30 protein-coding genes are annotated in these 26,926 nt (G+C 67.7%); 19 read left to right on the top strand and 11 right to left on the bottom strand.

The genetic code is table 11. The annotated features are described in order from the left end of the window. Positions 1-84: 84 nt before the first annotated feature. The gene (locus tag ACFVWR_RS10025; protein WP_387210715.1) at positions 85-1,677 is read left to right on the top strand and encodes a bifunctional phosphatase PAP2/diacylglycerol kinase family protein; all 1,593 of its coding nucleotides are present in this window, start codon (positions 85-87) and stop codon (positions 1,675-1,677) included. A gap of 45 nt (positions 1,678-1,722) precedes the next feature. Further along, on the top strand, positions 1,723-3,084 hold the full coding sequence (locus tag ACFVWR_RS10020; RefSeq protein WP_387210712.1) for a DUF222 domain-containing protein: 1,362 nt from the start codon (positions 1,723-1,725) through the stop codon (positions 3,082-3,084). A 29-nt stretch (positions 3,085-3,113) separates the two neighbouring features. Here ACFVWR_RS10020 and ACFVWR_RS10015 read toward each other — a convergent pair whose 3' ends face one another. Continuing rightward, entirely contained in the window at positions 3,114-5,612 is a 2,499-nt protein-coding gene (locus ACFVWR_RS10015) for an ATP-dependent DNA ligase (RefSeq protein WP_387210709.1), read from the bottom strand. Between the two features lie 76 nt (positions 5,613-5,688). On the opposite strand from ACFVWR_RS10015, the gene ACFVWR_RS10010 reads away from it, so the two are divergent. Together ACFVWR_RS10010 and ACFVWR_RS10005 are read left to right on the top strand one after the other, a co-directional pair. Beyond that, positions 5,689-6,741, top strand: a complete 1,053-nt coding sequence (locus ACFVWR_RS10010; protein WP_387210706.1) for a Ku protein — start codon at positions 5,689-5,691, stop codon at positions 6,739-6,741. Then, positions 6,738-7,703, top strand: a complete 966-nt coding sequence (locus ACFVWR_RS10005) for a DNA topoisomerase IB (RefSeq protein ID WP_387210703.1) — start codon at positions 6,738-6,740, stop codon at positions 7,701-7,703. Before ACFVWR_RS10010 ends, ACFVWR_RS10005 begins: the two co-directional genes overlap by 4 nt. A 31-nt stretch (positions 7,704-7,734) precedes the next feature. Here ACFVWR_RS10005 and ACFVWR_RS10000 read toward each other — a convergent pair whose 3' ends face one another. Then, a complete protein-coding gene (locus ACFVWR_RS10000) occupies positions 7,735-9,246 on the bottom strand; it encodes an MFS transporter (RefSeq protein ID WP_387210700.1) in 1,512 nt (503 codons plus the stop codon). Between the two features lie 236 nt (positions 9,247-9,482). Here ACFVWR_RS10000 and ACFVWR_RS09995 point away from each other — a divergent pair, with 236 nt between their 5' ends. Then, positions 9,483-10,391, top strand: coding sequence for a sigma-70 family RNA polymerase sigma factor (locus tag ACFVWR_RS09995; RefSeq protein WP_387210777.1), 909 nt, complete (start codon positions 9,483-9,485; stop codon positions 10,389-10,391). A gap of 42 nt (positions 10,392-10,433) precedes the next feature. On the opposite strand, the gene ACFVWR_RS09990 is transcribed toward ACFVWR_RS09995, so the two are convergent. After that, positions 10,434-10,676 carry a hypothetical protein gene (locus tag ACFVWR_RS09990; RefSeq protein WP_387210697.1) on the bottom strand — a complete coding sequence of 81 codons (243 nt, stop codon included), beginning with the start codon at positions 10,674-10,676 and terminating at the stop codon, positions 10,434-10,436. A gap of 116 nt (positions 10,677-10,792) precedes the next feature. Next, positions 10,793-11,134 (bottom strand): ATP-dependent DNA ligase, encoded by a 342-nt coding sequence (locus ACFVWR_RS09985; protein WP_387210694.1) that lies wholly within the window; start codon positions 11,132-11,134, stop codon positions 10,793-10,795. A 130-nt stretch (positions 11,135-11,264) separates the two neighbouring features. Here ACFVWR_RS09985 and ACFVWR_RS09980 point away from each other — a divergent pair, with 130 nt between their 5' ends. Both ACFVWR_RS09980 and ACFVWR_RS09975 read left to right on the top strand, forming a co-directional pair. Next, positions 11,265-11,504, top strand: a complete 240-nt coding sequence (locus ACFVWR_RS09980) for a hypothetical protein (protein ID WP_387210691.1) — start codon at positions 11,265-11,267, stop codon at positions 11,502-11,504. Between the two features lies 1 nt (position 11,505). Next, positions 11,506-13,071 carry an SDR family oxidoreductase gene (locus tag ACFVWR_RS09975; RefSeq protein WP_387210687.1) on the top strand — a complete coding sequence of 522 codons (1,566 nt, stop codon included), beginning with the start codon at positions 11,506-11,508 and terminating at the stop codon, positions 13,069-13,071. A gap of 15 nt (positions 13,072-13,086) precedes the next feature. Here the strand turns inward: ACFVWR_RS09975 and ACFVWR_RS09970 are convergent, their stop codons facing one another. Continuing rightward, positions 13,087-13,644: a MarR family winged helix-turn-helix transcriptional regulator gene (locus ACFVWR_RS09970; protein ID WP_387210684.1), complete on the bottom strand. Its 558-nt coding sequence runs from the start codon at positions 13,642-13,644 to the stop codon at positions 13,087-13,089. 74 nt (positions 13,645-13,718) lie between these two features. Between ACFVWR_RS09970 and ACFVWR_RS09965 the strand changes: the two genes are divergently transcribed. From ACFVWR_RS09965 to ACFVWR_RS09940, 6 genes are read left to right on the top strand one after another with little or no spacing between them, the layout of a single operon-like run. Next, entirely contained in the window at positions 13,719-14,807 is a 1,089-nt protein-coding gene (locus ACFVWR_RS09965; protein WP_387210681.1) for a polyprenyl synthetase family protein, read from the top strand. After that, a complete protein-coding gene (locus tag ACFVWR_RS09960) occupies positions 14,804-15,754 on the top strand; it encodes a phytoene/squalene synthase family protein (RefSeq protein ID WP_387210678.1) in 951 nt (316 codons plus the stop codon). Before ACFVWR_RS09965 ends, ACFVWR_RS09960 begins: the two co-directional genes overlap by 4 nt. Continuing rightward, the gene (gene crtI, locus ACFVWR_RS09955; RefSeq protein WP_387210675.1) at positions 15,751-17,352 is read left to right on the top strand and encodes a phytoene desaturase family protein; all 1,602 of its coding nucleotides are present in this window, start codon (positions 15,751-15,753) and stop codon (positions 17,350-17,352) included. The genes ACFVWR_RS09960 and crtI overlap by 4 nt, the downstream gene beginning before the upstream one ends. Continuing rightward, entirely contained in the window at positions 17,349-17,678 is a 330-nt protein-coding gene (locus ACFVWR_RS09950; protein ID WP_387210672.1) for a lycopene cyclase domain-containing protein, read from the top strand. Before crtI ends, ACFVWR_RS09950 begins: the two co-directional genes overlap by 4 nt. Further along, positions 17,675-17,995, top strand: coding sequence for a lycopene cyclase domain-containing protein (locus ACFVWR_RS09945; protein ID WP_387210669.1), 321 nt, complete (start codon positions 17,675-17,677; stop codon positions 17,993-17,995). Before ACFVWR_RS09950 ends, ACFVWR_RS09945 begins: the two co-directional genes overlap by 4 nt. After that, complete coding sequence (locus ACFVWR_RS09940) at positions 17,992-18,870, top strand: prenyltransferase (RefSeq protein WP_387210666.1); 879 nt, start codon at positions 17,992-17,994, stop codon at positions 18,868-18,870. The genes ACFVWR_RS09945 and ACFVWR_RS09940 overlap by 4 nt, the downstream gene beginning before the upstream one ends. Positions 18,871-18,885: 15 nt before the next feature. Here ACFVWR_RS09940 and ACFVWR_RS09935 read toward each other — a convergent pair whose 3' ends face one another. Beyond that, positions 18,886-19,266: a VOC family protein gene (locus ACFVWR_RS09935; protein ID WP_387210663.1), complete on the bottom strand. Its 381-nt coding sequence runs from the start codon at positions 19,264-19,266 to the stop codon at positions 18,886-18,888. 184 nt (positions 19,267-19,450) lie between these two features. Here ACFVWR_RS09935 and ACFVWR_RS09930 point away from each other — a divergent pair, with 184 nt between their 5' ends. Together ACFVWR_RS09930 and ACFVWR_RS09925 are read left to right on the top strand one after the other, a co-directional pair. Beyond that, positions 19,451-20,401 carry a J domain-containing protein gene (locus ACFVWR_RS09930; protein ID WP_387210660.1) on the top strand — a complete coding sequence of 317 codons (951 nt, stop codon included), beginning with the start codon at positions 19,451-19,453 and terminating at the stop codon, positions 20,399-20,401. 50 nt (positions 20,402-20,451) lie between these two features. Then, positions 20,452-20,841 (top strand): VOC family protein, encoded by a 390-nt coding sequence (locus ACFVWR_RS09925; protein ID WP_387210657.1) that lies wholly within the window; start codon positions 20,452-20,454, stop codon positions 20,839-20,841. Here ACFVWR_RS09925 and ACFVWR_RS09920 read toward each other — a convergent pair. The 4 genes from ACFVWR_RS09920 to ACFVWR_RS09905 form a co-directional block, all read right to left on the bottom strand. Then, the gene (locus tag ACFVWR_RS09920) at positions 20,832-21,680 is read right to left on the bottom strand and encodes a DUF72 domain-containing protein (RefSeq protein WP_387210654.1); all 849 of its coding nucleotides are present in this window, start codon (positions 21,678-21,680) and stop codon (positions 20,832-20,834) included. The two genes, ACFVWR_RS09925 and ACFVWR_RS09920, sit on opposite strands and share 10 nt — an antisense overlap. After that, complete coding sequence (locus ACFVWR_RS09915; protein WP_387210774.1) at positions 21,680-22,054, bottom strand: RNA-binding S4 domain-containing protein; 375 nt, start codon at positions 22,052-22,054, stop codon at positions 21,680-21,682. The genes ACFVWR_RS09920 and ACFVWR_RS09915 overlap by 1 nt, the downstream gene beginning before the upstream one ends. Further along, on the bottom strand, positions 22,051-22,497 hold the full coding sequence (locus ACFVWR_RS09910; protein WP_387210651.1) for a hypothetical protein: 447 nt from the start codon (positions 22,495-22,497) through the stop codon (positions 22,051-22,053). The genes ACFVWR_RS09915 and ACFVWR_RS09910 overlap by 4 nt, the downstream gene beginning before the upstream one ends. Positions 22,498-22,561: 64 nt before the next feature. Next, positions 22,562-23,392 (bottom strand): DUF1295 domain-containing protein, encoded by an 831-nt coding sequence (locus ACFVWR_RS09905; protein ID WP_387210647.1) that lies wholly within the window; start codon positions 23,390-23,392, stop codon positions 22,562-22,564. Positions 23,393-23,436: 44 nt separating this feature from the next. Between ACFVWR_RS09905 and ACFVWR_RS09900 the strand changes: the two genes are divergently transcribed. The 4 genes from ACFVWR_RS09900 to ACFVWR_RS09885 all read left to right on the top strand — a co-directional run bounded on the left by ACFVWR_RS09900 (position 23,437) and on the right by ACFVWR_RS09885 (position 25,951). Further along, on the top strand, positions 23,437-24,072 hold the full coding sequence (locus ACFVWR_RS09900; protein ID WP_387210644.1) for a CDP-alcohol phosphatidyltransferase family protein: 636 nt from the start codon (positions 23,437-23,439) through the stop codon (positions 24,070-24,072). Then, complete coding sequence (locus ACFVWR_RS09895) at positions 24,065-24,571, top strand: FHA domain-containing protein (RefSeq protein WP_387210641.1); 507 nt, start codon at positions 24,065-24,067, stop codon at positions 24,569-24,571. The genes ACFVWR_RS09900 and ACFVWR_RS09895 overlap by 8 nt, the downstream gene beginning before the upstream one ends. Then, positions 24,571-25,272, top strand: coding sequence for a MerR family transcriptional regulator (locus ACFVWR_RS09890; RefSeq protein ID WP_387210638.1), 702 nt, complete (start codon positions 24,571-24,573; stop codon positions 25,270-25,272). The genes ACFVWR_RS09895 and ACFVWR_RS09890 overlap by 1 nt, the downstream gene beginning before the upstream one ends. A 130-nt stretch (positions 25,273-25,402) precedes the next feature. Further along, positions 25,403-25,951 carry a MerR family transcriptional regulator gene (locus ACFVWR_RS09885; protein WP_387210635.1) on the top strand — a complete coding sequence of 183 codons (549 nt, stop codon included), beginning with the start codon at positions 25,403-25,405 and terminating at the stop codon, positions 25,949-25,951. Positions 25,952-26,066: 115 nt separating this feature from the next. Here the strand turns inward: ACFVWR_RS09885 and ACFVWR_RS09880 are convergent, their stop codons facing one another. Further along, positions 26,067-26,870, bottom strand: coding sequence for a ParA family protein (locus tag ACFVWR_RS09880; protein WP_387210632.1), 804 nt, complete (start codon positions 26,868-26,870; stop codon positions 26,067-26,069). Between the last annotated feature and the right edge of the window lie 56 nt (positions 26,871-26,926).

The raw sequence follows: 26,926 nt of genomic DNA, 5'->3' as shown, positions 1-26,926 counted from the left end.
ACCGTCGAAAACGTCGGCCCACCGGTGAGATCGAGCTGCAGAACCGGGCTATGCGCTGGGAGGTCTCTGAGTACGCTGGGGCGCATGTCCGGATCTCGCCGCCGCACCCGTCGCTCGCAACGCTTCACGCTCCCGCAACGGATCGAGCGGCTCGACGAGCGGGTCGCCGCACGCGTCAACGCGCGCCCGACCGAGCCGCGCGTCGACGCGTTCTGGCGGGGGCTCAGCACGTTCGCGAACCACGGCGTGCTCTGGCTCGTCGTCGCGGGGGCGCTGGTCGCACTCGGCAAGCACAGAGCGGCTTTCCGGGGCCTCGCATCCCTCGGCCTCGCCAGTGCGATCGCGAACATCGTCGGCAAGCGGCTCGTCGGGGGAGACAGGCCGGCTCTCACCAGCATCCCGATCGCCCGCCGGCTCGACCGATCGCCCACCTCGCCGTCGTTCCCCTCGGGACACACCGCCAGCGCGGCGGCCTTCGCGACCGGCGTCGCGCTGGAGTCGGCCGGGGCGGGCGCCGCCGTGGCGCCACTCGCAGCGGGCGTCGCATACTCGCGCCTGCACACCGGTGCGCACTGGTTCTCGGATGTGGCCGGCGGCGCGCTCATCGGTGTGGCTGCCGCCGCCGTCGGCAAAGCGGTCGTCCCCGGTACGAGTACGCCGGTGGTGCGCCCTCGAACGACGCCGCCGACGGCGACCACCATCGACCTTCCCGCCTCGGCCGACGGGGCGGGTGTCTTCATCCTCGTCAACCCGGGCTCGGGCCGCGACCTCGGCCGCCCCGATCCCCTGCCTCTCCTGAAGCGCCGCCTCCCGCTCGCCGTTCTGCACGAGCTCAGCGACGGCGACGACTTCGCCGAGCTGGTGGATGAAGCCCTCGCCTCCGATGATCCGCCCCGTGTTCTCGGTGTGTACGGCGGCGATGGTTCGGTCGGGGCCCTGGCCGGCATCGCCCGGAGACACGACTTGCCGCTGCTCGCCCTGCCCGGAGGCACGTTCAACCATTTCACCAAGGCCGCAGCACTCGATTCGCTCGATCAGGCGCTCGACGCTCTCGCAGCCGGATTCGGCCGAGCCGTGGACGTCGCAGAGCTGAGCTTCGCCGACGGCGACCCGATCACCGTGCTGAACACCGCATCCGTCGGCCTCTATCCGGCCTTCGTCGAGGAGCGCGAGAAATGGGAGAAGCGTCTCGGCAAGCCCGTCGCCGCCCTGATCGCCGCCGTCAAGGTCGTGCGTCGCACTCGCCCGCTCGAGGTGTCGATCGACGGCGGTGAAACCGAACGCGTGTTCTCGGTCTTCGTGGGCGTCGATCGCTACTATCCCGTCACCGTTGCCCCCATCGAGCGCCGCCGGCTCGACGACGGGGTGCTCGACGTGCGCATCCTTCGAGCTGGTAGCAAGCCGCGGACCCGCGGCGCGCTCGCATTGGCGTTCGCAGGCAAGACCAATGACATGCTCGCCCGGATGCCCTTCCTCCAGGGGCCTCCCGTGCTCGATTCCTCCACGCCCACCGAGCTGTCGCTGGTGACGCGGGAGGAGGGCGGCGGAGATCCTGGCTTCGCGCACGACGGCGAAGCGTCGCTTGGAACACCCGGGGGAGTGGATGAGCGCGCCGGGCATCGGCTGCAGGTGCGTCTCGTTCGCGCCGGACTGCGGGTGTATTCTCCCGCCGATTGATATTTGTGGTGGTCGAATGTCAGTGGGCGGTGGTTGGGTTGAGTCATGACCACAGCACGAGAGTCCGTTTGGCGGGATGCGTTTGCCGCGTTGCCGGATGCGGCGTGGTTGTCGCCGCGAGCACTGTTGGAGTTCGTGGGTGAGCTCGGGGTGCTGCAGGCGCGGCTGGATGCGGTGAAACTCGGCGCGGTGGGGCAGGTGCTGCTGCGGTGGAACCAGTTGGACGAGGAGGGCCTGGTGCTGCGGGGTGGGCACCGCAATGCGGTGACCCTGGTTGCCGAACGGTGGCAGGTCGCCGTCCCGAGCGCGCGGCAGGTGTGCTTGGTTGCGGATGCGGTCACCCCACGGGTGGGGTTGACCGGGGAGATACTGCCGGCCGGGTTCCCGATGCTCGCGTCCGCGGTCGACCCTGACTCGTCGGATGCGGGATGGGTGAGTGTGGATCAGGCGGCGGTGATCGTCCGCGAACTCGGGAAAGCGGCGCCTGCCTGCACGGTCGCGTCGTTGCAGTTCGGGGAACGAGTACTGATGCAGCACGCACCGGACCTGACCGTGACTGAACTACGTGTGCTGGCCGGGCAGGTGCGGGACCGGCTCGACCAAGACGGAGTGTTACCCCGCGAAGAGGTGCAGCGGTCACGGCGGTCATTGACGATCAGCACCACATCGGATGGTCTGACGCACATCGACTGGTATCTGCCCCCCGAAGCCGCCGGGCATGTTCTCTCGGCCATCGACACGTTGGTCGGACACGAACTCCGGGCCGTGCGATTCCGGGACACGAACGGTCCCGACTTCACCGCTGACCGGGCCGAGGAAGAACACCGCACCCTCCCACAATTGCGGTCCGATGCGGCGGTGGACGTGTTCCGGCACTACGCCACCCACCCCGGCACCGGGAGCACACCACCGGTCACGATGATCGTCCGCATTCCCCTTGACGCTCTGCAGACTGGGACGGGTGTTGGGGAGATCGACGGTGTGTCGACGCCGATCTCCGCCACCACCGCCCGGCGATTGGCCGCAGATGCGAACGTGATCCCCGTGGTTCTCGGTGGGCGGGGCGAAGTCCTCGACCTCGGCCGGGCACGCCGCTTGTTCACCAGCAAGCAGAAACTCGCGCTGGCCGAACGCGACGGTGGGTGTGCGTGGGCCGGGTGCCCCCACCCACCCTCCTACACGGAAGCGCACCACATCAGATGGTGGGACAAACACCACGGAACCACCGACCTCAACAACGGGATCCTGTTGTGCTCCAACCACCACCACCGGGTCCACGACGGCGGGTGGGAGATCCAGGTGCGTGATCACGTGCCCTGGTTCATCCCACCCAGCCACATCGACCACCACCGACGACCCCGACGCGGTGGACGCATCCGGCTGTCCGACACACAGGACGCAGCATGAGAGCGGTGTCCGCGCACGGCGCGCCGGCTTTACTCCACGCGCACCTGGTCGACGCGTTTGTCGGGTCGCAGCCCGCGCCAGCTGGGCTGTCGGAGCCGGTTCGTGGGCGTCCATTCGGCGAACTCGACCTCGCCGACGAGTTCCGGTCGCACCCAGTGGGCGTCCCGCGCGTCCAGCGACGGCACATCGGTCAGCGGACTTGTCTTGCGAGGATGCTCCGCCAGCCGTTTCATGAGGTCGTCGAGCACAGCATCCGTGAACCCGGTGCCGACCTTGCCGACATAGCGCAGACCGTCCCCGTCGGGGATGCCGAGCAGCAGAGCGCCGACGGTGTTGGCCCGTCGTCCGTTGCCCGGCCGCCAGCCGGCGATCACGACCTCCTGCGTGCGGTGGTGCTTGATCTTTATCCAACTGCGCGACCGGCGACCGGCGGAGTACGTGCTGTCTCTGAGCTTCGCCATCACGCCCTCGAGATTCAGTTCCCGGCTCGAATCGATGGCGTGTTCGAGGTCACCGTCGAAAGCCGGCGGCACCTGAACGGCGTCGCTCTTGCGCGGCTTCAACAGGTCGGTGAGCGCAGAGCGGCGGTCCTCGTAAGTGTCGCCTCGCAGGCTCGTGTCGTCCAGCTCCAGCAGGTCGAACACCATGTAGTGCGCCGGCGCCCGTTTGACCGCAGCGCTCACGTCGCCCTCTCTGGTGAGCCCCATCCTGGTTTGAAGGATGCCGAAATCCGGCCGCCCGGACTTGTCGAGCGTGACGATCTCCCCGTCGAGAACGGCATCGTGATCGCCCACCAGATCGATGAGGCCGACGAGGTCAGGATATGTGCCCGTGACGTCGTTGCCGTTGCGGGTGCTGAGCCGCAGCGCAGCGCCCTTCACCTCGGCGACGGCCCGGATGCCGTCCCACTTCATCTCGAACGCCCAGTCCTCCTCGTCGTGCACGTCGGCCGTGCTGCCCAGCGTGGCGAGCATGGGCGAGATGGGCTTGCCGGAGATGGGAGCAGGACTGCTCGACTTCGCGGAGCTGCGCTTCGACGAGCCGCTGGTCGACGAGCCGGCCTTGGACGAGCCGCTCTTGGACGAGCCGGTCTTCGACGACGCCGGTTTCGACGCCCCGGCACCGTCATCCTTCATCAGATGGATCAGCCAGTTCTGCGCGGCTTTGCCTTCGCCACCGGTGTGGATGAGCGCGAACTTGCGATCCCCGCCGAGACCGCCGCCGGGCGTGCCGTGCAGTGTGACGATGACCTCTTTGTCGTCGCGCCACTTCTCGAGGTCGTAGTCGCCGGCATCCCAGATCGTGACGTGTCCTGCACCGTATTCCCCGTGCGGTATGTCGCCCTCGAAGGCACCGTACTCAAGAGGGTGGTCTTCGACGTGCACGGCGAGATGGTTCTGCCCGGAGTCTGTCGGCGGCCCCTTCGGCAGCGCCCAGCTGACCAGCACGCCGTCGTGTTCGAGCCGGAAATCCCAGTGCAGCCGGCGGGCGTGGTGCTCCTGGATGACGAAGGTGCGGCCGCTGGTGGAGCTCGGCTTCGTCGCGGGTACGGGCTCGGGCGTCTTCGCCGCGTCGCGCTTGCTGCGATACGTGGTCAATCGGTCTTCGGCGGCGCCGTGAACCTCCTCGTCGAGATGACCGGCCGAGAGGTCGGCGAGCGGGTCGCCGCGTCGTTTCACGCGTGCGAGCACTTCTTGGTAGTCGAGGTGGGCGAGGTCTTTGGAGGCGAGTTCGCGCCACGTGCGCGGGGCGGCGACGGTCGGCCGGAAACGCCCGCGCAGCGAGTACGGCCCAACGGTCGTCTTGGCGCCGTTGTTCTGGCTCCAGTCGACGAACACCTTACCGGCGCGGATCGCCCGCTTCATGTCGCTCACGACGAGATCGGGATGGTCGGCCTCGAGAATGCGCGCGAGCTCGTGCGCGACCGCCGAGACCTGATCGCTCGTCTGCTTGCCGTCGAGCGCAGCGTACAGGTGGATGCCTTTGCTTCCGCTGGTCACGGGCATGGGGTCGAGCCCCATGTCGGTGAGGATGTCGCGCGCATACCGAGCGACCTCCGCGCAGTCCGCGAGCGTGACCCCTTCGCCGGGGTCGAGGTCGAGCACGAGCCTGTCGGGATTCTTCGGTGTGCCGGTGCGCGAGATCCGCCACTGCGGAACATGCACTTCGAGGGATGCGATTTGAGCGAGCCACACGAGCGTGGCCCGATCATTCACGAGCGGATAGTCGTTCGTGCTGGTCTTGTGTTTGATCGTGCGGCGCTTCACCCAGCTGGGGGTGCCTTCGTCGAGGTTCTTCTGAAAGAAGACCTCGCCGGGATGGTCGGGCGTTCCGACGCCGTGCACCCAGCGCTTGCGGGTCGCCGGGCGGTCCCGCACGTGCGGGATCATCACGTCAGCGATCGCGGCGTAATAGCCGATGACATCCGCCTTCGTGGTGCCGGTTTCGGGATACAGCACCTTGTCGAGATTGGTCAATTTGAGACGGTGACCGTCGATCTCGATCACCTCGGTGTCGGATGTCGCCATGAGATGAACGTACGCCAGGGCACCCGAACTTCAAGCAATGGTTGAAAATCCGGCGTTCTGCGGTGACGATGGTCGAATGAGGGCCATATGGACGGGTGCGATCACTTTCGGCCTGGTGAATGTTCCGGTGAAGGTCTACAGCGCGACTGAAGACCACGACGTGCAACTTCATCAGGTGCACGATGCCGATGGCGGCCGCATCCGCTATCAGCGTCGGTGCGAGATCGACGGCAAGATCATTCCGTACGAACACATCAGCAAGGCGTACGACGACGGTGAGCGCACGGTCGTGCTGACGGCGGAAGACCTGGCCTCCCTGCCGGCCGAGCGCAGCCGCGAGATCGACGTGGTCGAGTTCGTGCCCAACGACCAGCTCGACCCGATCATGTTCGACAAGAGCTACTACCTCGAACCCGACTCCAAGTCGCTGAAAGCGTACGAGTTGCTCCGTCGAACGCTCGAGGACTCGGAGCGCACGGCGGTGGTGAACTTCGCTCTGCGTCAGAAGAGCCGCCTGGCGGCTCTGCGGGTGCGCGGCAACGTTCTCATGCTGCAGACGCTGCTCTGGAACGACGAGGTGCGCGAAGCCGCCTTCCCGGCGCTGGAGGAGAGACCGCGCGTCTCCCAGCGGGAACTCGACCTGTCCGCGGCGCTGATGGAGAGCTTCGCGGGCGACTTCGAGCCGGAGAAATTCAGCGACGAGTACCAGGACGAGCTCCGCAAGCTCATCGAGGCCAAGCTCGAACAGGGCGACGCCATCGACACGGCCGAGACGTTCGGCGAGGAAGAGGAGTCGAAGCGTTCGGGAGGCGGCGAGGTGATCGACCTCATGGAGGCGTTGCAGCGCAGCGTCGAGCGCAGCCGCGGCACATCGGGCGGCGGTTCGGAGGGCTCCCGGCGCAAGGCGGGCGACGCGTCTGCGGACGACTCCACCGAGAAGGCGCCCGCCAAGAAGAGCGCTGCGAAGTCGAGCACAGCGAAGTCGAGCACAGCGAAGTCGAGCACCGGGAAGTCGAGCACCGGGAAGTCGAGCACAGCCAAGACGAGCGCAGCGACGAAGCGGACGACGGACAAGGAGTCGGCGAAGCCCGCCGCGAAGAAGCCCGCGGCCAAGAAGAAGTCCGCGTGACGCGTCTTCGCCGAAGCGACCCGTCGGGGCCGGGGTATCGGCGCGTCAGCTCGAAGAAGGGCGTCACCTACGAAGACGAGGCCGGCAACCCGATCCTCGACGAGCGCGAGCTCGACCGCATCCGCTCGCTGGTCATCCCGCCGGCGTGGCGCGACGTCTGGATCTGCGCGGATGCACGCGGACATATCCAAGCCGTCGGCATCGACCAGGCGGGGCGCAAGCAGTACCGCTACCACGAATCGTGGCGCATCCACCAGGACAGGGTGAAGTTCGATCGCGCGCTCCAACTCGCCGAGACACTGCCGGCGGCGCGACGGCGCGTCACGATCGACCTGCGTGAAGAAGGATTCGGACGCGACCGGATTCTCGCGGCAGCTCTGCGCATCATCGATCTGGGGTCTCTGCGGATCGGCAGCGAGGAATATCTGCACGCCAACGGGAGCCGCGGGCTGACGACGCTGCTGTGCAGGCACATCATCGTCGACGGCGACGAGGTGACTCTGAAGTTTCCGGCGAAGAGCGCCCAGAAGTGGACGAGCGTGATCAGCGACACCGACGTGGCAGCGCTGCTGAGGGAGATCCAGGAGGTGCGCGGCCCTCGCTCGCGAGCCCTGTCCTGGCGCGACACGTCGTGGCACACGATCCGTCCGGCGTCGCTCAACGAGTACATCCACCGTCAAACGAGGGGAGAGTTCACGGCCAAGGACTTCCGAACCCTGCACGGCACGATCGTCGCGGCGACCTCGCTCGCCCGGCTGGGCGTGAGCGGTACAGACGGGCAACGGAAGAAGCGCGTGAGCGCGGCGGTCAACGAGGCCGCGGCGGCGCTCGGGAACACCCCGGCGATCGCGCGCAACAGCTACATCGACCCGCGGATCTTCGACCGTTACCGGTCGGGCGAGGTGATCGACGTGAGCGGAGGCCGGGCACCCGAACCCGCGCTGCTCGACCTGCTCGGCTGAGGCGGTCGCGAGCCGGTCAGCCGCGAGCCGCTCAGCCGACCTTCGAGTCGCTCTCCGACGAGGTCGGCGACGCCGACAGCGGCGTGGCTATCTCTTCGAGCGATTTCCCTTCCGCGTCGACACCGAGGAAGAGTTCGACGAGCCCGGCGGCGATCATGAGACCGGCGCCGATGTAGTACCCGATCACGACGGCGTGGATGCCCGATTCGATCAGGTGACCGAAGAGGATGGGGCCGATGATGCCACCGAGCCCGGTTCCGATCGCGTAGAAGAACGCGATCGACATGGCCCGCGTCTCCATCGGGAAGATCTCGCTGACGGTCAGGTAGGCGCTGCTCGCGCCGGCCGAGGCGAGGAAGAACACGACCATCCAGCACGCGGTCAGCCAGAAGGCGTCGAGAGCGCCCGAGTCGAACAGGAGGCCGGTGCCCACCAACAGCACACCACTACCGACATACGAGAGCGTGATCATGAACCTGCGCCCGACCGAATCGAAGAAGTGGCCGAGGATGAGCGGGCCGAGAAAGTTGCCGATCGCGATCGGAACGAGGGCCCAGGGAGCGACGTCGTCAGGAACCTTGAGCAGTTTGGTCAGCACGAGCGCGTACGTGAAGAACACCGCGTTGTAGAGGAATGCCTGCCCGATGAAGAGCGACAGACCCAGCACGAAGCGCTTCGGATACCGGGTGACAGCAGTGCGGACGATCTCGCCGAACCCGGTCGAGCGCCGCTGGTGGATCTCGATGGCCTTGTCCTGCGGCACGGCGTCGAGCTGTCGACCGGTCTGCTCCTCGATGTCGTGCTCGATACCCTCCACCAACTCATCGGCGGCTCGGTCGCGACCGTGGATGAACATCCACCGCGGTGACTCGGGCACGTTGCGGCGCACCAGCAGGATGACGAGCCCCAGAACGGCGCCGAGACCGAACGCGAGGCGCCAGCCGAAGTCTGCGGCGAAGAGATCCTTGTTGAGCAGGAACACTGTGAGCACCGCGCCGAACGCTGTTCCGAGCCAGTACGATCCGTTGATCGCCAGGTCGACGAGTCCGCGCCGCCGGGCAGGGATGAGCTCGTCGATCGCCGAGTTGATCGCCGAGTACTCGCCGCCGATGCCTGCTCCTGTGAAGAACCGGCAGACGAAGAACACGAGGGGCGTGAACGAGAACGCGGTGGCTACCGTGGCGAGCAGGTAGAGCCCCAGCGTGATGATGAAGAGCTTCTTACGGCCGAACCTGTCGGTGAGATACCCGAAAACGAGCGAACCCGTACAGGCGCCGGCCACGTAGATCGCGGCGGCGAGGCCGACCTGGGCGGTGGTCAGGCCGAGGCCGCTGTCGGGTTCGGTCAGCCGACTGCCGATCGCGCCGACGATCGTCACCTCGAGCCCGTCGAGAATCCACACGGTGCCCAGACCGATCACGACGAGCCAATGGAATCGGGACCAGGGGAGACGATCCATCCGGGCGGGGATGGTCGTTTCGATGGTCCTCAGCCTCGGCTGGCTGGCGGTCTGTTCCTGGGAGTCAGATGAATGTGCGCTCACGATCGGCACTTTACGAGCAGTGCCGAAGCGCGGCAACCCCTTGACGTGAGCGGAACTGGTGGACATCCGAGTCCGCCCTAGCGCACCTGAGTTCAGCGTGTCAACCCCTTGTTGGGGTGTCCGTCGATCTGCCTACCCTGGCTAGGTACTTACCGCTGCTGGAAACGCCGAGACAGCATCCGGCAGCTGGCAAGAAGCAGGACCGACGACGAGATGACGGGACGACGACGATGACAATGCTCGAAGTGACGAACGATCCGGTGCGTGACTACCTCAACTCGATCGGACGCACGCGGCTGTTGACCGCGGAGGAAGAGGTCGTGCTCGCCAAGCGCATCGAGGTCGGGGTGCTGGCGGGGGAGCGCCTGGCCAAGCGGCCGGGTCTGACGCCCGCCGAACGCCGCGAACTCCAGTGGCTGGCCGACGACGGGAAGCGCGCGTTCGAGCGCTTCATCGAGGCGAACCTCCGCCTGGTCGTCAGCATCGCCAAGCGCTACGCCGGTCGCGGGCTGCCTGTGATGGACCTCATCCAGGAGGGCAATCTGGGGCTGGTGCGAGCCGTCGAGAAATTCGACTACCGCACGGGCAACAAGTTCTCCACCTACGCAACCTGGTGGATTCGCCAGTCGATCCTGCGAGGCATCGCCGACACCGCGCGAATGATCCGCATCCCCGTGCACACGGTGGAGAAGATCGACAAGCTCGACCGCATCCGTCGTGATCTGGGCGGCGAGCTGGGCCGCACGCCGACGCTCGAGGAGATGTCCGAGGCGTCGAACCTCGACCCGGCCGAGGTGCACAAACTGCAGATGAGCGACTCCGAGACGGTCTCGCTGGCCGTTCCGGTGGGCGAGAACGAGGGCGCGGAACTCGGCGACCTGATCGAGGACGACGACTTCCCGCAGCCCTCCGAGGCTGTGGAGGTGGACTTCCGCCATCGCGACCTGGAGGATCGCCTGCGCGAGCTTCCCGCCCGTGACGCCAAGGTCGTGCGGATGCGCTTCGGTCTCGACGGCCAGAAGCCCATGACGCTCGACGAGGTCGGGGAGATCTACGGCATCACGCGCGAGCGTGTCCGCCAGCTGGAGACCCGGAGCCTCAAGCGCCTCCGCTGCCCGGAGCTGCTGGAGTACCTCCGGTCGTAGCCGATCCGGTCCACTCAGCGCGAACTCGCGAGAACTCCGCACTCACTCGAGCGCGGGGTTCTCGTGTTCTGCGGCCGCTTGGTCGAACGGGATGTCCCCGGGCCGGTCTGTGCTCTCCGCGTCGCCGTCTCCGTCGACGCTTCCGATGCCGGTGTTCTCGGCCTGCGGGCGCGCTGCCGAGATGGTCTCCGCGGCTCCCGGCGCGGCCGACGCCCCGGCGCTCGCGGGATCAGCCGGCGTGCCGGCCTGGTTCGGACCCGCACCGTCGGGTTCAGTGGGTGTCATGAACTCGCCTCATTTCGCTGCCTTTCGAGTGACGGTAGGCGCGCATCGCGCGGGTCGCAAGTGTCGGCGCCCGACCTGCCGGGAGAATCCGCGCCTGACTTGCTGCAGCCGGGGCGTCAGCGACCGGGAGCGGAGTCGGCGTTGACCTCGTCGGCGCCGAGCGCGCCGATCTCCTCAGTGAGCTGCAGCCCCTGAGCGCTGTTGGACGAGAGCGTCAGCGCCTCCAGCCAGGTCTTGTTGATCTTGGGCGGACGACCCCCGCTGTAGCGGAACAGCAGCGGGATGGCCGGATCGATCCAGATCGCGCTGCGCCCGTCTCCGACGCTCTGCTCGTCGCGCCAGGAGAAGAAGAAGCCTTCCTTGCGTCGCAGCTTGAGTCCGACGACGATCTGCAGGTGCGCGAGTACGCGATCTTCGAAGCCGATCTCGGTCGTGCCGGCGTAAATGAGCTTGCCCATGCGTTGAACGGTACAGGACGAAATGCCTGCACACGTACTGCTGCCCGCCGCGCAGGTTTCGCCGAGTTGTCAATCCCCTCGTGGCGCTGGTCCTCCGGCATACAGTCCGGTTCGGAACGCAGGAGGCACGATGGAGCGCGGCGAAGCGTGGGTGGTCAGTCACGGCGGGCGCGACTACGTGACGAGCGACGAGATGGCGACCATCTTCCTGAACCAGGCGAGCGAGGCGATCGCCACCGGTGAGCCCCGGCTGGTCGTGCTGCGGCACACGAAAGGCGTCGAACTCGTGCTCGTCACCGACGAGACCTCCTATCGCGTCACCAAACGGCACAGCGACCACGGTCTTCCGGATGCGAGCGTATGGTCTTGAAATGACGCCCGCATCCCCTACCCCGGCACCGGACGAATCTGCGACCGAGGGGCGGAACGGCCGGACGGCGCTCGTCACGGGCGCCACGGGTTACATCGGCGGGCGGTTGGTGCCGCGCCTTCTGGCCGACGGGTTCGCCGTGCGGGTGCTGGCCCGTTCGCCGCAGAAGCTCATCGATGTGCCGTGGGCGGATGACGTCGGCATCGTGCAAGGCGACCTGCACGACGCCGACTCGGTGAAGGCGGCGATGCGAGACGTCGACGTCGTCTACTACCTCGTCCATTCGATGCGCGCGAAGGGCGACTTCGAAGAGGAGGAGTCCGACGCGGCCCGCAACGTCGCCGCCGCGGCGAAAGGCGCGGGCGTCTCCCGCATCGTCTACCTCGGAGCGTTGCACCCGGACGGCGTCACCCTGTCGCGCCATCTGCGGTCGAGGGTCGCGGTGGCGCGGGTGCTGCTCGACTCGGGCGTGCCGACGATCGTGCTCCAGGCCGGCGTGGTGATCGGATCGGGGTCGGCCTCGTTCGAGATGATCCGGCATCTCACCGAGGTCCTGCCGTACATGCCGGCGCCCCGCTGGGTGCGAAACCGCATCCAGCCCATCGCGATCAGGGATGTGCTCCACTACTTGCGCTCTGCCGCAGACGTTCCCCCCGAGGTGAACCGGGCTTTCGACATCGGCGGCCCCGACATCCTGCGCTACGGCCAGATGATGAACGGCTTCGCGGTGGAGGCGGGGCTGCGACAGCGACCGATCGCATCGCTCCCGGTGTTCACGCCGTGGCTCGCCTCGCAGTGGGTGAACCTCGTGACGCCGATCCCGCGCAGCCTGGCCGTTCCGATCATCGAGTCGCTGCAGTTCGACTGCGTGGTGCAGGAGCACGACATCGACAGTGTCATCGCTCCGCCGGCGGGCGGGCTCACGGGCTATCGTCGCGCGGTCGCCCTGGCGCTGGCCAAGATGCGCGACGGCGCCGTCGAGACGAGTTGGCGCAACTCGTCGGTCGAGGGTGCGCCGAGCGACCCTCTGCCGAGCGACCCCGACTGGGCGGGTCACACCGTGTACACGGATGTGCGCGATCGGGCGAGCACGGCATCCCCGGAGGCGCTGTGGCGGGTCATCGAGGGCATCGGCGGTGAGCGCGGCTGGTATTCGTTCCCGCTCGCCTGGGCGTTACGCGGCTGGGCCGACAAGCTCGTCGGTGGGGTGGGCCTCACCCGGGGCCGCCGCGACGCCGACCGGCTGCAGACCGGCGACGCCGTGGACTGGTGGCGCGTCGAGCACATCGTTCGCGGGCGCGAGCTGCGTCTGCGCGCCGAGATGCGGGTGCCCGGACCCGCTTGGCTCGAACTCAGCGCGAGGCCGGGCGACGACGGCACCGGTTCGGTGTACCACCAGCGTGCCGTCTTCTTTCCGAAAGGGCTCCCGGGGCGGCTCTACTGGCTCGCCATCCTGCCGTTCCACGGAGTCATCTTCTCGGGCATGGTGAACCGGATCGTGATCGAGGCGGAGCGCTCCGCCGATGCGGGAGACCCTCCGCCGATGTGGCCGACTAGGCCGGAGTAGCCCGATGCCCTGCCGTCAGAGGTCGACCGGCGCGGCGATGCTCTCGCTCAGGCGGGTCAGGAACCGGGTGACGATCTCGCGCTCCTCCGGTTCGAGGTCTCGCGCGACCTCGAAGCGACGCGCGTGCTGCACGCCCATCGTGCGCCGCACCTCGCGGTGCGTGTCTTCGGTGATCGCCACGGTCACGGCACGTCGGTCGGTCGGATGCGGGCGGCGCTCGATGTGCCCGGCCCGCTCCAAGCGGTCGAGCAGCTTGGTCGTGGAGGCGGTCGAGATGTGCAGGTGTTCGGAGAGCGCGCCGGCGGTGACCGGGACGTCGGAGCTGGTCGAAGCGATGATGTAGCGCAGCGCCTTCATGTCGGTGTCGTTGAGCTTCATGTGGCTTCGCGACTCGAAGCTCAGCTTCTGCTCGGCTTCGCGCCACTGGCGGATCGAGACGAGAACGCGCACGATCTGCTCCAGCTCTTCCTCGCTGAGATCGTCGTGCCGCACCAACTCCTGCCGGGGATCGATGACACGCGGATCGAGCATGGAGCCCGAGATTCGTCGCGCTTCGTCCTTGGCGGAAGTCATGCCGGTATCCTATGCCCGCCAGTAAGAATCGTGCTAAGTTATTTGCTTACTTGGCTAGGCAAAAGGAGCTGCGGATGAGTCAGATCCAGATCGGAACGCGAGAGACCGATCTCTCCATCGAGGTCGATTCCCGCCTTGCCGCGTTCTTCGACGAGCGCATCACCGCGGCAGCTCGCTACGGCAGCGAATACCAGCACCTCTGGTCATCGGTGCGAGACGCGAGCGGAGGTGGAAAGCGCATCCGGCCGAGATTCGTGCTCAGTGCGTTCCGCAAGCTCAGCAACGTCGGCAGCACTGGCGAGACCGACGACTCCGCCGCGCTGGATGTGGCCGTCGCGTTCGAGCTGCTCCATACAGCGTTCCTCCTCCACGACGACGTGATCGACGGCGACACGGTGCGGCGCGGGGTCGCCAACGTGGTCGGTGAGTTCGCCGCGGACGCTCAGGCGAAGGGAGCGACTGAGGGGCGATCCCGGCTCTGGGGCGAGACCGCGGCCATCCTCGGCGGCGACCTGCTCATCCAGGCGTCCCATTCCCTGGTGGCGCGGGTGCCGGTCGCCCCGGCCGCGCGCGCGGCACTGCTCGACGTGTTCGACCACAGCGTGTTCGTCACGGCGGCCGGCGAGCTGGCCGACGTGTCGTTCAGCGTCGGCGTCGATGAGGCCAGGCTCCCCGACATCCTGGCGATGACCGAGCGCAAGACCGCCACATACTCGTTCGCCGGGCCGCTCACGGCGGGGGCCGTCCTCGCCGGCGCGGGCGGCGACGTCTTGGAGGTGCTCGGCGAGTACGGCCGGCTGCTGGGCGTCGCGTTCCAGCTCGGCGACGATCTGCTCGGCGTGTTCGGGGCGCAGGATGTGACGGGCAAGAGCATCGTCAGCGATCTGCGTGAGGGCAAGGAGACCTCCCTGATCGCGTACGCACGCGCGACGGACTGCTGGCCTGAGATCGAGCCCCTGCTCGGTCGCCCCGACCTGAGCGAGGCCGACGGCCGCGCGCTCGCCGCGGTGCTCGTGGACTGCGGAGCGAAGGCTTTCGTGGAAGAGCTCGTCGCCGAACACTCCACGCGCGCGATCGCCGTGCTCGAGGCGTCGTCGCTTCCTGAGCCGCTGGTGGATGAACTGAGCTCGGTCGCACGGTCGTGCGTCGGGAGACTCTCGTGACCCGGGAGGCGGACGCCCGCCCGATCACCACGCCCGCACCGACCGACCTCGCCGTGTACACGCGCGCGGCCCACATCGGCTCCGCCACGATCATCCACGAGTACTCGACCTCGTTCGGCATGGCGACGCGCTTGCTTGCACCCGCTGTGCGGCCGAGGGTGGAAGACATCTACGCGCTTGTGCGCATCGCCGACGAGATCGTCGACGGCGCGGCGGGGGAGGCCGGCCTGAGCATCGAAGACCAGCGGGACCTGCTCGACGCACTGGAAGCGGACACCGATCGGGCGATGCGCACCGGGTACAGCGCCAACGTGGTCGTGCACTCTTTCGCGGCCACCGCCCGCTCCGTTGGCATCGACCGAAGCCTGACGGCCCCGTTCTTCGCGTCGATGCGCCGCGACCTCAGCCCGGTCGACTTCTCGTCCGACGAGCTGAGTGACTACATCTACGGTTCCGCGGAGGTCATCGGCCTCATGTGCCTGCGGGCCTTCCTTGCGGCGGAGGAGGAGGCACCGGCGAGGGCACAGGCGGTGTCCGCTCCTGTGCCGGACGACCGTCGCCGGCGTCTGGAGGCGGGTGCGCGTCGTCTGGGCGCCGCGTTCCAGAAGATCAACTTCTTGCGCGACCTGGCCACCGACTGGTCGCAGCTGGGGCGCAGCTACTTTCCGGGCATCGACCCGGCCAAGCTGAGTGAGCGGCAGAAGCTCGATCTCGTCGTCGACATCGAGCGCGACCTGGGCGCCGCGGCCGACGTCATCCCCGAACTTCCCGACAACTGCCGCCGGGCCATTCTGACTGCCCACGGACTGTTCTCGGCGCTGACCGACCGCCTCCGTGCGACCCCGGCTCGCGAGCTGCTGGCGACCCGTGTGAGCGTGCCGACTCGCACCAAGCTGACCATTCTGGTCAAGGCCGGCGCCGGGCGTCGTTCGGGAGCGGCGCGGTGACACCGCAGGCGAACGCCGTGGTGATCATCGGGGGCGGGATAGCCGGACTCGCGACGGCCGCGCTGCTCGCCCGGGACGGTCGCCGGGTCACACTGCTCGAACAACAGGATGCGGTGGGCGGGCGAGCAGGCCTGTGGGAGTCGGGTGGATTCCGGTTCGACACCGGCCCGTCGTGGTATCTGATGCCGGAGGTGTTCGATCACTTCTTCCGCCTGCTGGGCACGACGACAGCCGACCAGCTCGATCTCGTCGCGCTCGACCCTGGCTACCGCGTGTTCTTCGAGCAGGGCGGCGAACCGCTCGATGTGGTCGCCGACCGCGACGCGAACCGGGTCATGTTCGAGCGTGTCGAGGCCGGGGGAGGCGCGGCGTTCGATCGCTACATGATGAGCGCCCGCGAGACGTACCGCCTGGCGGTCGACAAGTTCTTGTACGGCACGTTCCAGTCGTTCCGTCCCCTGTTCTCGGCCGACCTCGTGCGCAGGCTCGGCCGCCTGGGCCGGTTGCTGCTGCAGCCGCTCGACAGGTTCGTCGCTGGCCGCTTCCGGGACGCGCGCCTGAGGCAGATCCTCGGCTATCCCGCGGTCTTCCTCGGCACGTCACCGTCGCGGGCGCCGAGCATGTACCACCTCATGAGCCATCTCGATCTCGAAGACGGCGTGCGCTACCCGCTGGGCGGCTTCCGCACGCTGATCGACCGCATCGCGGCGCTCGCCGAGCGCGAGGGCGTCACGATCGAGACCGGCGCCCGCGTCACCGCGATCCGCTCGCTCGATCGCACCGGCAAACCGGCGGTCGCGGGCGTCGACTACGTCGATGCCGACGGCGTCGCGCGGCGCATCGACGCCGCCACCGTCGTCTCGGCCGCCGACCTGCATCACACCGAGACCGACCTGCTGCCTGAGGACAGGCGCAGCCGTCCGGAGAAGTGGTGGTCGAGCCGCGATCCGGGCCCCGGAGCCGTGCTGGTGCTCCTCGGAGTGCGCGGTGAACTCCCCGCCCTCGCCCATCACAGCCTGTTCTTCACGAGCGACTGGGACGACAACTTCGACCGGATCTTCGGCGCCGACCCCTCGATCCCCGACCCGGCATCCCTGTACGTCTGCCGTCCGAGTGCGACCGATCCGAGCGTCGCCCCCGACGGGCACGAGAACCTGTTCATGCTCGTCCCGGTGCCCGCAGACCCGGAGATCGGTTCCGGCGGTGTCGACGGCGCCGGGGATGAGCGGGTCGAGCGAACGGCCGATGCCGCGATCCGCCAAGTGGCCGCGTGGGCGGGCATCCCCGATCTCGCCGAGCGGATCGTGGTTCGCCGCACCATCGGTCCCGGCGACTTCGTCTCCGATCTGAACGCCTGGCGCGGGGGTGCTCTCGGGCCGGGCCACACCCTGCGGCAGAGCGCGTTCTTTCGCGGACGCAACGCGTCGTCGGCGGTCGACGGGCTGTTCTACGCCGGCGGTTCGACGATCCCGGGTGTCGGCCTGCCGATGTGTCTCATCTCGGCGGAGCTGGTGGTCAAACGACTGCGCGGCGACATCACGACCGCACCGCTCGCCGAGCCGATCGCGGCGACCGTGCACGGGGAGCGCGTCGCGTGAGCTTCGTCTACCTCGTCCTCCTCCTTCTGGCGATCGGCTCCATGGTGCTGATCGATCGCCGTTTCACGTTGTTCTTGTGGCGCGACGCGCGCCGTGCCGGGCTGGTGCTCGGTGCGGGCCTCGTCTTCTTTCTCGCCTGGGATGTGTTCGGCATCGGGTTGCACATCTTCGCGCGCGGAGAGGGGCCGTACATGACCGGTGTGCTGCTCCTCCCGGAACTCCCGCTGGAGGAGGTCTTCTTCCTGACCTTCCTCTGTTACCTGACGATGGTGCTGATCGCGGGGGCAGACCGGCTCATCGAGGCGAGGCGGCGTCGGCACACATGACCTATCTCGTGCTCAGCCTGGTGTTCCTGGTGGTGGCCGCCGCCGTGCTCGGCGTGGCGCTCTGGCGCGCGCCCGACGCGAGACGACTGGTCGGCCGGTGGTGGCCGAGCGTCCTCATCGCGGCCGTCGTGATCATCGTGCTCACAGCGGTGTTCGACAATCTGATGATCGGATCGGGTCTCATCCGGTACAGCGACGACAGGGTGAGCGGTCTTCGGATCGGTGCTGTGCCGATCGAGGACTTCGCCTATCCGATCGCCGCGCTGCTGCTGCTTCCGGCACTGTGGATCCGGTTCCGTCGAAAGGAGGCGCGATGACGACGACGGGTGTTCGAGCGCCTCTCCGCCAGCTGCTGCTCGCATCCCGACCGCTCAGCTGGATCAACACGGCCTTCCCGTTCGCCGCCGCCTACTCGCTGACGACCCGCCAGATCGACCTGACCCTGGTGCTCGGCACGCTGTTCTTCCTCATTCCGTACAACCTGGCGATGTACGGCATCAACGACGTGTTCGACTACGAATCCGACCTGCGCAATCCGCGCAAGGGCGGCGTCGAGGGCGCGCTGCTCGATCGCGGTATGCACCGGCTCGTGCTGATCGCCGCGGCGGCCACGACCGTGCCGTTTCTCATCTACCTTGTGATCGTCGGCTCGCCCCTGTCGTGGCTCGTGCTCGCGGTGAGCATGTTCGCGGTGGTGGCGTACTCCGTCACCGGGCTGCGGTTCAAAGAGATCCCGTTCGTCGACTCGCTCACCTCGAGCACGCATTTCGTGTCGCCGGCCCTGTACGGGCTGGTTCTGGCGGGTGCGATGTTCACTCCCGCGCTGTGGGCGGTGCTGCTCGCGTTCTTTCTCTGGGGGATCGGCAGTCACGCGTTCGGAGCCGTACAGGATGTGGTGCCCGACCGCGAAGGCGGCATCGCCTCGATCGCCACGGTTCTGGGCGCACGCTGGACGACGCGGGTGGCGATCCTCGCCTGGATTCTCGCCGGCGTCGTGACGTTGGCGACAGCATGGCCGGGGCGGCTCGCCGCCGTGCTCGCGCTCCCGTACATCGTCGTCGCCGCGCCGTACTGGTCCGTTTCGGATGCGGAGTCGGAGCGGGCGAACCGCGGCTGGCGACGGTTTCTCTCCATCAACTTCGTCTGCGGGTTCCTCGTGACGATGCTGCTGATCTGGTACGCCTCGCTGTAGCCGGGCGCCTGCTCGTCAGTCGCGTTGCGGCAACTGCTGCAGCGTCCACACGTTGCCGTCGGGGTCGGCGAAGGTGACGAACCGGCCCCACGCCTGCTCGTCGACCGGGGTCGCCTCCACGCCGTTGGCGCGCAGGTGCGCGTAGGCGTCGTCGGCATCCGGGATCACGATCTGCAGCCCTCGCTGGGAGCCTGGAGCCATATCGGTCAGGCCGATGCCGAACGCGATCGAGCATGCCGAACCCGGCGGCGTGAGCTGAACGAAACGCAGGGACTCGGTCACGGTCTGGTCGTGATCGGCGATGAACCCGACCTGATCGACGTAGAACGCCTTGGCCCTGTCCACGTCGGTGACGGGCAGGATGATGAGCTCGATCTTCCAATCGGTGATGGCCATGAGGTGTGCCTTTCTCGTCGGATGGCACTCACCTTACGACCCGCCCCCGACACGGCATGCTCCCGGCCGGCGGCAAGCGGGCTCCCAGCCCCCGCACGGTATCGTCGATACAGGCGGGCCGGCGCAGCCGGCCGGAACAGTCAGACGGCACGAGCAGAAGAGTCTTCGAAGGGCGAACGCGGCGATGAGCGACAGTCCCCTCTCGCCGAGCCCTTACGAGGTGCTCGGGGTGGCGTCGACGGTGTCGCAGGACGAGTTGCGGCGGGCCTACCGTCGTCTGCTGCGCCAGACGCATCCCGACACCGGTGGCACGGCTGCGCGATTCCAGGCCGTGCAGCTCGCCTGGGAACAGATCGGCGACCCTAACGACCGGGCGCGCTTCGACCGCGGCGAGGGCGCGTACTCCGCCGGAGTGGCCGACGGCGGCGAGACCGGAAGCGGGTTCAGCGCCACCTTCCACCCCACCCGGTCGCAGTCCCGGGGCAGCACGGTGCGGGCCCGCAGCTACGGCCATCCGGGCGGCCGGGCCCGGGAACGGTTCCTCACCCTCATGCGCGAGTGGGTCGGCCGCGGAGCCGATCTCGACGATCCTTACGAACCGTCGCTGGTGCGCTCGGCGCCGAGGGAGATCAGGATGCTGCTGGCGGCGGCGCTCGCGGAGGAGGCGACGGCCCGCGCGGTGAGCGGCCTCGGCATCGGCTTCACGATCTGGAACGACGTCTCGGTGCACCCGCGTTCCGACGCGAAACTCGACCACGTCGTTCTCGGACCGGCCGGCGTGTTCGCCATCCGCTCGGCCGACTGGGGAGGCGAGGTCAAACTCGCCAAGGGAGACATCGTCGGTGCGACGGTCGACCCGGACGAGGAGCCGTTCCACGACCTCCTGCGCGACGCCAAGACGTTCTCGCGCCAGGTGGGCGTGAAGTTCACCGGGCTGATCATCGTCGTGCCCGACGAGGCACTCGCGGTCGCCTACGATCGCATCGAGCGGGGTCGCCTCTCAGGAGCGTTGCTCGTCAGGCGTTCCGTTCTGCCCCAGGTGCTTTGCAACGGTGCGAGCGCCGCTGGTCGCGAGAGCGTCGACCGCGCGTTCGAGTTGCGCACCCGGCTGATCGAGAGCATCCGTTTCGTCTAGCGGCAGGGCGACCCTAGACAGTGAGCCGTGCGCGGGCGCACAGTAGAGGCATGGTCACCCCTCTCGACGTGTTCAGCGGTTTCAGTGTCAGCGACATCCCGGCAGCCAAAGCCTTCTACGGCGACACGCTCGGCCTCGACATCACCGAGGGTCCGATGGGAAACCTCGACCTCGCGCTGCCATCGGGCAGTCACGTCTTCATCTATCCGAAGGCGAACCACGAGCCCGCGACGTACACAATCCTCAACCTGGTGGTCGACGACATCGACGCCGCCGTCGACGACCTCAACACCAAGGGGGTCAAGACCGACATCTACGACGACCCGAACCTGCCCACCGATGAGAAGGGCGTCCTGCGCGGCAAGGCGGCGAACCGCGGCCCCGACATCGCCTGGTTCCTCGACCCGTCGGGCAACATCCTCTCCGTGCTTCAGGACTGATCGGGCTCGTCGCTGCCGACCGAGCCGGCGCCGCTGAGTCGCTCGCGCAACCCCATCGCGTCGTAGGGCGAGCGGACTTTGGCGTCGTTGTCGAAATAAGAGTAGACGTCGAGACCCCGGTCGAGCCAGCCCCGCACGTCGGCGGCCCAGCGGTCGAGCGCCTCCGGCGTGTATCCGCTCGTATACAGCTCGACGTCGCCGTGGAGGCGCACGTACATGAAGTCGGTCGTGATCTCGCGGATGACCGGGTAGCGCCCGGCGGTGTCGGCGACGACGATCGCCACATCCTGCTCGCGGGCGAGCTCGACGAACGCCGCGACCTCGAAGCTCGCATGGCGCACCTCGACCGCGTGGCGCAGGGGTCTGTCCTCCCCGGGTTCGAGCAGCCGTCTGTCTTCGTCGAGGGTCGACTCGGCGGCGAGGGCGGCGGCCGCCGACGTCGTCCGGGGGAGCGAGGCGAGGAAGGCGCGCACCTCGTCCTCGTCGAACTGCAGGGTCGGCGGCACCTGCCAGAGCAGGGGCCCGAGCTTCGGGCCCAGCCCGAACACCCCCGAAGCGAAGAAGTTGGCGAGCGCCTCCCTGGTGTTGCGCAGCCTGAGGATGTGGGTGATGTAGCGGCCGCCCTTCACCGCGAAGACGAAGTCGTCCGGTGTCTCCTCCGCCCAGCGGCGATAGCTGCTCGGTCGCTGCAGAGAGTAGAAGCTGCCGTTGATCTCGATCGAGTCGAGACGTTCGGCGGCGAAGGCCAGCTCCTGACGGTGAACGAGCCCCTTCGGGTAGAAGGTGCCGCGCCAGGGCGGGTAGGTCCAGCCGGAGATGCCGACACGGGAAAGGGCCATCAGCGGCCCCGGAGCTGATCCATGATGCGGCGATCGCGCTTCGTCGGCCGCCCGGCGCCGCGCTCGCGCACGATCGTCGACGGCGCTTCCACCTTCGGCGGCGGGGGAGGAGTGAGGTCGTCGAAGCACTCGGCGGCGACGGCAGCACTCACGCGTTTGACGATGAGGCGTTTCGCGATGAGGATGCGCTCGGTCTCGCCGACCCTGGCGCGCACCTCGTCGCCGACCCGGACGGCCTGCGACGGCTTGGCCTTCTCGCCGTTGACACGCACGTGGCCGCCTTTGCAGTCCGTCGCGGCAGCCGAGCGCGTCTTGTACAGGCGAACGGCCCACACCCACGAATCGACCCGCACGGAATCGCCCGGCACGGTCAGCCGACTTCGGCGAGCTGGGACTTCCACTTCACCAGGCTGCGCACGGTCTTGCTCCTGTCGTTCGCGAGCCGGGCCATCACATCCTCGGGAACGAAATAGTTGACCGCCACCCAACCGCGCACGGTCTCAGAGGGATCTTCCGCCAGCATCCGCAGGATGTCGCACGGGGTCGCCTCGTTCTTGGCGACGCAGCCGCGCACTCCGGCGTCCTTGTCGCGGGCGAGCGCCTCGAACACGTCGTCAGGGGCGTTGTAGCTGCTCGCGACGCTCTCGCGGATCTTCGGATTCGGGTCGCCGGCGAGCAGTCGCAGCCGGCGGATCTTGCTCTCGGTCACCGGCGGCGACGGATGCAGGGCCGCGGCCTCCTCTGCGGTGAGCATCGCGGGCCTGTGCTCACGCATCGCCTGGCGCTGGGCAGGGGTGTTGAACCGAATGCACGACATGCGCTCAACGGTACGCTTTCCTCGCCGCCGGGCGGGCGAACGGCTCGCGAGTCGGCTCAGCCGGCTACTGCGACGCCGTCGCCGGCTCCGCCCCACGACGGCGCGGGAACCACGGGATGATCGGCGACGTTCGCCGCTGGAACCCGGCGTACTCGGGGTAGCGCGACAGCGTGATCGTCTCCGTGAAGACCGTCGAGCCGATGAAGAGACCGGTGAGCAGCAGGGGGCCGATCACAGTCCACTGCAGGATCGACCCGGCGGCGACGCAGCCGATCAGAAAGAGCACCCACCACTGCGCCTGCTCGAAGAAGAAGTTCGGGTGGCGTGAGAACCGGAAGAGACCCGACTGCAGGAACCGTGGCTGCGGCTCGCGACCGGCGGCGACCTCGGCCTTCTTCCAGGTGTGGAAGTTCCACTGCTGCTGATCGGCGACCGTCTCGCCGACCAGGAGCGCGAGGAACACGACGGCGAGCACGATGTCCAGGCCGTTCGGCGGAGCCTGGTTCTCGTAAGCGACCCAGGCCGGAAGGGTGATGAGGAACAGCAGCACGTTCTGGTAGATCACGATGAAGAAGAGGTTGAACAGCCAGAACTGCCACGACGACATCTTGGTGCGCAGGAACTGCCACCGGTAGTCCTCGCCGCCGGGGGCGTAGCCGCCCTTGCGGGCGAAGTTGAAGGTGAGCCGGATGCCCCACAGCGTGACGAGCACGGCCATGAGGTTCAGCCGGGCGTCCTGCAGCCCGGCGAAGCCCGCGAAGACCCAGACGTAAGCGAGCGGGATGACCGACCAGATGCGGTCGACCCACGAGTGCTCACCGGTGATCAGGGACAGCACCCAGGTGACCACGCAGATGCCGGCAAGGATCCACAGACAGACGATGAAAGGCTCCACGTGCTCATCCTAGGCATGGCGAGAGGTCACTAGACTCGTTTCCCGTGGATGGAATCGGTGCGCGCGAGGTCAGTTCGCGTGTCCTGACGATCCCGAACATCCTCAGCTTCTTCCGGCTCGCGCTGGTGCCGGTGTTCCTGGCCTTCGTGATCTCGGGCCAAGACGCCCTGGCGCTGCTGGTGCTCGTCGTGTCGAGCATCACCGATTTCCTCGACGGCTACCTCGCCCGCCGACTCGACCAGGTGTCGAGGCTCGGGCAGCTGCTCGACCCGGCCGCCGACCGGCTCTACATCTTCGCCGCGCTCATCGGCCTGGCCTGGCGAGAGGTCATCCCGTGGTGGCTCGTCGCTCTGATCGTGGCGAGGGATGTGATGCTCGCGGTTCTCGGCATCATCCTCGCGAACCACGGCTACGGTCCGCTGCCCGTGCATCACCTGGGCAAAGTCGCCACGTTCTGCCTGTTCTGGGCGCTCCCGCTGCTCATGCTCGGGGAGGCCTTCGGCGTTTTCGCGCCGTTCTCCCTGCCGCTCGGCTGGGCGTTCGCGCTCTGGGGTGCGTTCCTCTATTGGTGGGCAGGATTTGTCTATATCGGAGAAACCGCTCGCGTAATCCGTCTTCCGGCCGACGACAGGCCCGGTCGATCGGATACGCTGGATCAGAAGGAGGTTGACGGTGCCTGAAGAGACATTTCCCGATGGTCCGGCGAACAACGACGCCGCGAACAACCCCCTGCGTAATTCAGCCGCGGGGAACGAAGACACGACGGCGCGCTTCGGCGAGGAGTTCGTGTCGAAGATGTACCCCGTCGACCCCGAGATCTCGGCCGAAGAGCAGGAGGCCATCGCGGCCCTGCCCTCCGGCTCGGCGTTGCTCGTCGTGAGGCGCGGCCCCAACACGGGTGCGCGCTTCCTGCTCGACGCCGACGTCACGAGCGCAGGCCGCCATCCCGACGCCGAGATCTTCCTCGACGACGTGACGGTGTCCCGGCGTCACGCCGAGTTCATCCGGCGCGGAACGGCGTTCGAGGTGCGCGACCTCGGTTCGCTGAACGGCACGTACTACGACGGGGTCCGGATCGAGAGCGCCCTGCTCTCCGACTCCGCCGAGGTGCAGATCGGCAAGTTCCGGCTGACGTTCTACGCTTCCCGCTTCGACCTCGCCGCTCCGGCGCAGAGCTAGTGGCGCGGCAGACGGCGCGAGCCGGAGCCGCGGCCTCCCCAGCTCTGCTGAGCATCGGACAGGTTCTCGCGCGTCTGACGCCCGAGTTCCCCGATCTCTCGTCGTCGAAGCTGCGCTTCCTCGAGGAGCGCGGCCTGATCACCCCTGCGCGCACAGCGTCGGGCTATCGCAAGTTCTCGCCGTCAGACCTCGAGCGGCTGCGCATCATCCTGGGGATGCAGCGCGACCACTACCTTCCGCTCAAGGTGATCAAGGCCTATCTGACCGACCTCGACGCGGGCCTGAACCCCGTCATGCCGGGCAGCGCAGCACCGGGCGGGCGATCGATGCTCCCGACCGGCCGCCGCTTCAAGCGAGGCGAACTCCTGCGCGAGTGCGGCGCGACGCCCGAGCTGCTGCAAGAGGCGGTCTCCGCGTCCGTGCTGGCGCCGGCGGAGGTGTACGGCGAAGAATCGCTCGCGGTGCTCAAAGCGCTCGTGGAGTTGCAGCGCAACGGTATCGAGCCGCGCCATCTGCGCGGTTTCCGGGCCGCCGCGGAGCGCGAACTCGGACTCATCGAGACCGCCTTGACGCCTGTCGCACGGCGCAACGACGTGTCCAGCCGAGCGAAGACCGCCGAACTGGCGCGCGAGATCTCGGGGCAGCTCGACGTGGTGCGCTCCAGCATCATCCGGTCGGCTCTGTCGCGCATCCAGCCGTGACGACACCCGACCTCCTCGACACGCCGACCCCGAAAGGGCGAATGTCATTGCCCGCGACCCCCGGCATGGGTACCGTGGAGCATGCGCCGTCGAACGTGCGCACGACGACCATGGGGCGAGAGGCAAACACATGAGTGAATTGAGTCGCGACAGCGACGCGCCCCGGTACGATCTCGGTCTGCTGTTCACCGATGGTCTGCCCGAGATGGACGACTCGAGCGGGTATCGCGGCGCTGTCGCGGCCCGCGCGGCGGGCATCAGCTACCGCCAGCTCGACTACTGGGCTCGCACCGGGCTCGTGGAGCCGACCGTTCGCGGTGCAGCGGGCTCCGGGTCGCAGCGTCTCTACGGTTTCCGCGACATCCTCGTGCTCAAACTCGTCAAGCGCCTGCTCGACACGGGCATCTCGCTGCAGCAGATCCGCACTGCGGTCAACCAGCTTCGTGAGGCCGGCGTCAACGACCTGGCGCAGACCACGCTGATGAGCGACGGCGCGAGCGTCTACCTCTGCACCTCGAACGACGAGGTCATCGACCTCGTGAGCCGTGGCCAGGGCGTGTTCGGCATCGCCGTCGGCAAGGTGCTCCGCGAGGTCGAATCCTCCCTCGTCGAGCTCAACACGCAGGCCGAAGACCCCATGGACGAGCTCGCCGCTCGTCGCGCGACCCGCGCCTCCTGACCCGCCTGGCGCCGCCGAGACTCGCGTGCTGACGTCGGTGTTTTTCGCGCCCACGCGCGAAATCTCCGTCTAGCCGGTCGAAACGCCGAGGCTGCCGCAGAAAACTCCGGCGCCGTTACGCGTTGGCGTATTCGCCGATCCGCGCCGTACGCAGAACGCGCTCGAGCAGCATGTCGAAGTTGTGCGCCATCTCCTGTGCGCTCTCGCCCGGCCAGACGTGCAGCGGCTTCGCCGCGCCCTGTGCCTGCTGCAGCGAGGTGCGCTCCGGCAGCTGGGGGGAGAGCACGAGAGGGCCGAACATGTCGCGCAGCTCTTTGATGCGGAACTGGTGCTCGAGCGATTGCACGCGCGCGCGGTTCACGATGATGCCGAGCGGCTGCAGGCGAGGGGAGAGTCCGCGGCGAATTTCCTCGATGGCACGGAGCGCGCGGTCGGCGGCGGCGACCGAGAACAGTCCCGGCTCGGTGACGACGGCGACGCGATCGCTCGCAGCCCACGCCGTGCGGGTGAGTGCGTTCAGCGACGGAGCGCAGTCGATGAGCACGAGTTCGTAGTCATGCTCGACGTTGGCGAGCGCCTCCTCGAGCTTCCAGATGTCGCGGATGCTCGGGTGCGGACCGTCGAAGTTGATCGCCGACGGGCTGCCGATCATCACGTCGATCTTGCTGGTGCGGCCTTTCGTCCAGCCGCTCGGAGCGATCGCCGCGCGGACGATCTTCTCCTTCGGGGAGGCGAGCACATCGGCCACGTTGAGGTGACCGGCGACCTGGATGTCCATGCCGGTCGAGACGTCGGATTGCGGGTCGAGGTCGACGACGAGAGTGCGGAGGCCTTTGGCGAACGCTGCGGAAGCCAGCCCCAGCGTCACCGTGGTCTTACCGACACCACCTTTGAGAGAACTAACGCTGAGTACGTGCACAATCGACTACGTTACCTTCACTAGTCTTAGAGAACCTAACCGTTTGCTGTGTGGCC

The sequence above is a fragment of the Leifsonia sp. NPDC058292 genome (genome assembly GCF_042880955.1).
Lineage (GTDB): Bacteria > Actinomycetota > Actinomycetes > Actinomycetales > Microbacteriaceae > Leifsonia.
The sequence above is the reverse complement of the archived record's forward strand: the minus strand, read 5'-3'. Positions and strand labels throughout refer to the sequence as shown.

Coding starts and splice junctions, on each gene's coding strand:
- ACFVWR_RS10025 (WP_387210715.1), top strand. CDS start 85: ATGTCCGGATCTCGCCGCCGCACCCGTCGCTCGCAACGCTTCACGCTC.
- ACFVWR_RS10020 (WP_387210712.1), top strand. CDS start 1,723: ATGACCACAGCACGAGAGTCCGTTTGGCGGGATGCGTTTGCCGCGTTG.
- ACFVWR_RS10015 (WP_387210709.1), bottom strand. CDS start 5,612: ATGGCGACATCCGACACCGAGGTGATCGAGATCGACGGTCACCGTCTC.
- ACFVWR_RS10010 (WP_387210706.1), top strand. CDS start 5,689: ATGAGGGCCATATGGACGGGTGCGATCACTTTCGGCCTGGTGAATGTT.
- ACFVWR_RS09995 (WP_387210777.1), top strand. CDS start 9,483: ATGCTCGAAGTGACGAACGATCCGGTGCGTGACTACCTCAACTCGATC.
- ACFVWR_RS09990 (WP_387210697.1), bottom strand. CDS start 10,676: ATGACACCCACTGAACCCGACGGTGCGGGTCCGAACCAGGCCGGCACG.
- ACFVWR_RS09985 (WP_387210694.1), bottom strand. CDS start 11,134: ATGGGCAAGCTCATTTACGCCGGCACGACCGAGATCGGCTTCGAAGAT.
- ACFVWR_RS09980 (WP_387210691.1), top strand. CDS start 11,265: ATGGAGCGCGGCGAAGCGTGGGTGGTCAGTCACGGCGGGCGCGACTAC.
- ACFVWR_RS09975 (WP_387210687.1), top strand. CDS start 11,506: ATGACGCCCGCATCCCCTACCCCGGCACCGGACGAATCTGCGACCGAG.
- ACFVWR_RS09970 (WP_387210684.1), bottom strand. CDS start 13,644: ATGACTTCCGCCAAGGACGAAGCGCGACGAATCTCGGGCTCCATGCTC.
- ACFVWR_RS09965 (WP_387210681.1), top strand. CDS start 13,719: ATGAGTCAGATCCAGATCGGAACGCGAGAGACCGATCTCTCCATCGAG.
- ACFVWR_RS09945 (WP_387210669.1), top strand. CDS start 17,675: ATGACCTATCTCGTGCTCAGCCTGGTGTTCCTGGTGGTGGCCGCCGCC.
- ACFVWR_RS09940 (WP_387210666.1), top strand. CDS start 17,992: ATGACGACGACGGGTGTTCGAGCGCCTCTCCGCCAGCTGCTGCTCGCA.
- ACFVWR_RS09935 (WP_387210663.1), bottom strand. CDS start 19,266: ATGGCCATCACCGATTGGAAGATCGAGCTCATCATCCTGCCCGTCACC.
- ACFVWR_RS09930 (WP_387210660.1), top strand. CDS start 19,451: ATGAGCGACAGTCCCCTCTCGCCGAGCCCTTACGAGGTGCTCGGGGTG.
- ACFVWR_RS09925 (WP_387210657.1), top strand. CDS start 20,452: ATGGTCACCCCTCTCGACGTGTTCAGCGGTTTCAGTGTCAGCGACATC.
- ACFVWR_RS09920 (WP_387210654.1), bottom strand. CDS start 21,680: ATGGCCCTTTCCCGTGTCGGCATCTCCGGCTGGACCTACCCGCCCTGG.
- ACFVWR_RS09910 (WP_387210651.1), bottom strand. CDS start 22,497: ATGTCGTGCATTCGGTTCAACACCCCTGCCCAGCGCCAGGCGATGCGT.
- ACFVWR_RS09885 (WP_387210635.1), top strand. CDS start 25,403: ATGAGTGAATTGAGTCGCGACAGCGACGCGCCCCGGTACGATCTCGGT.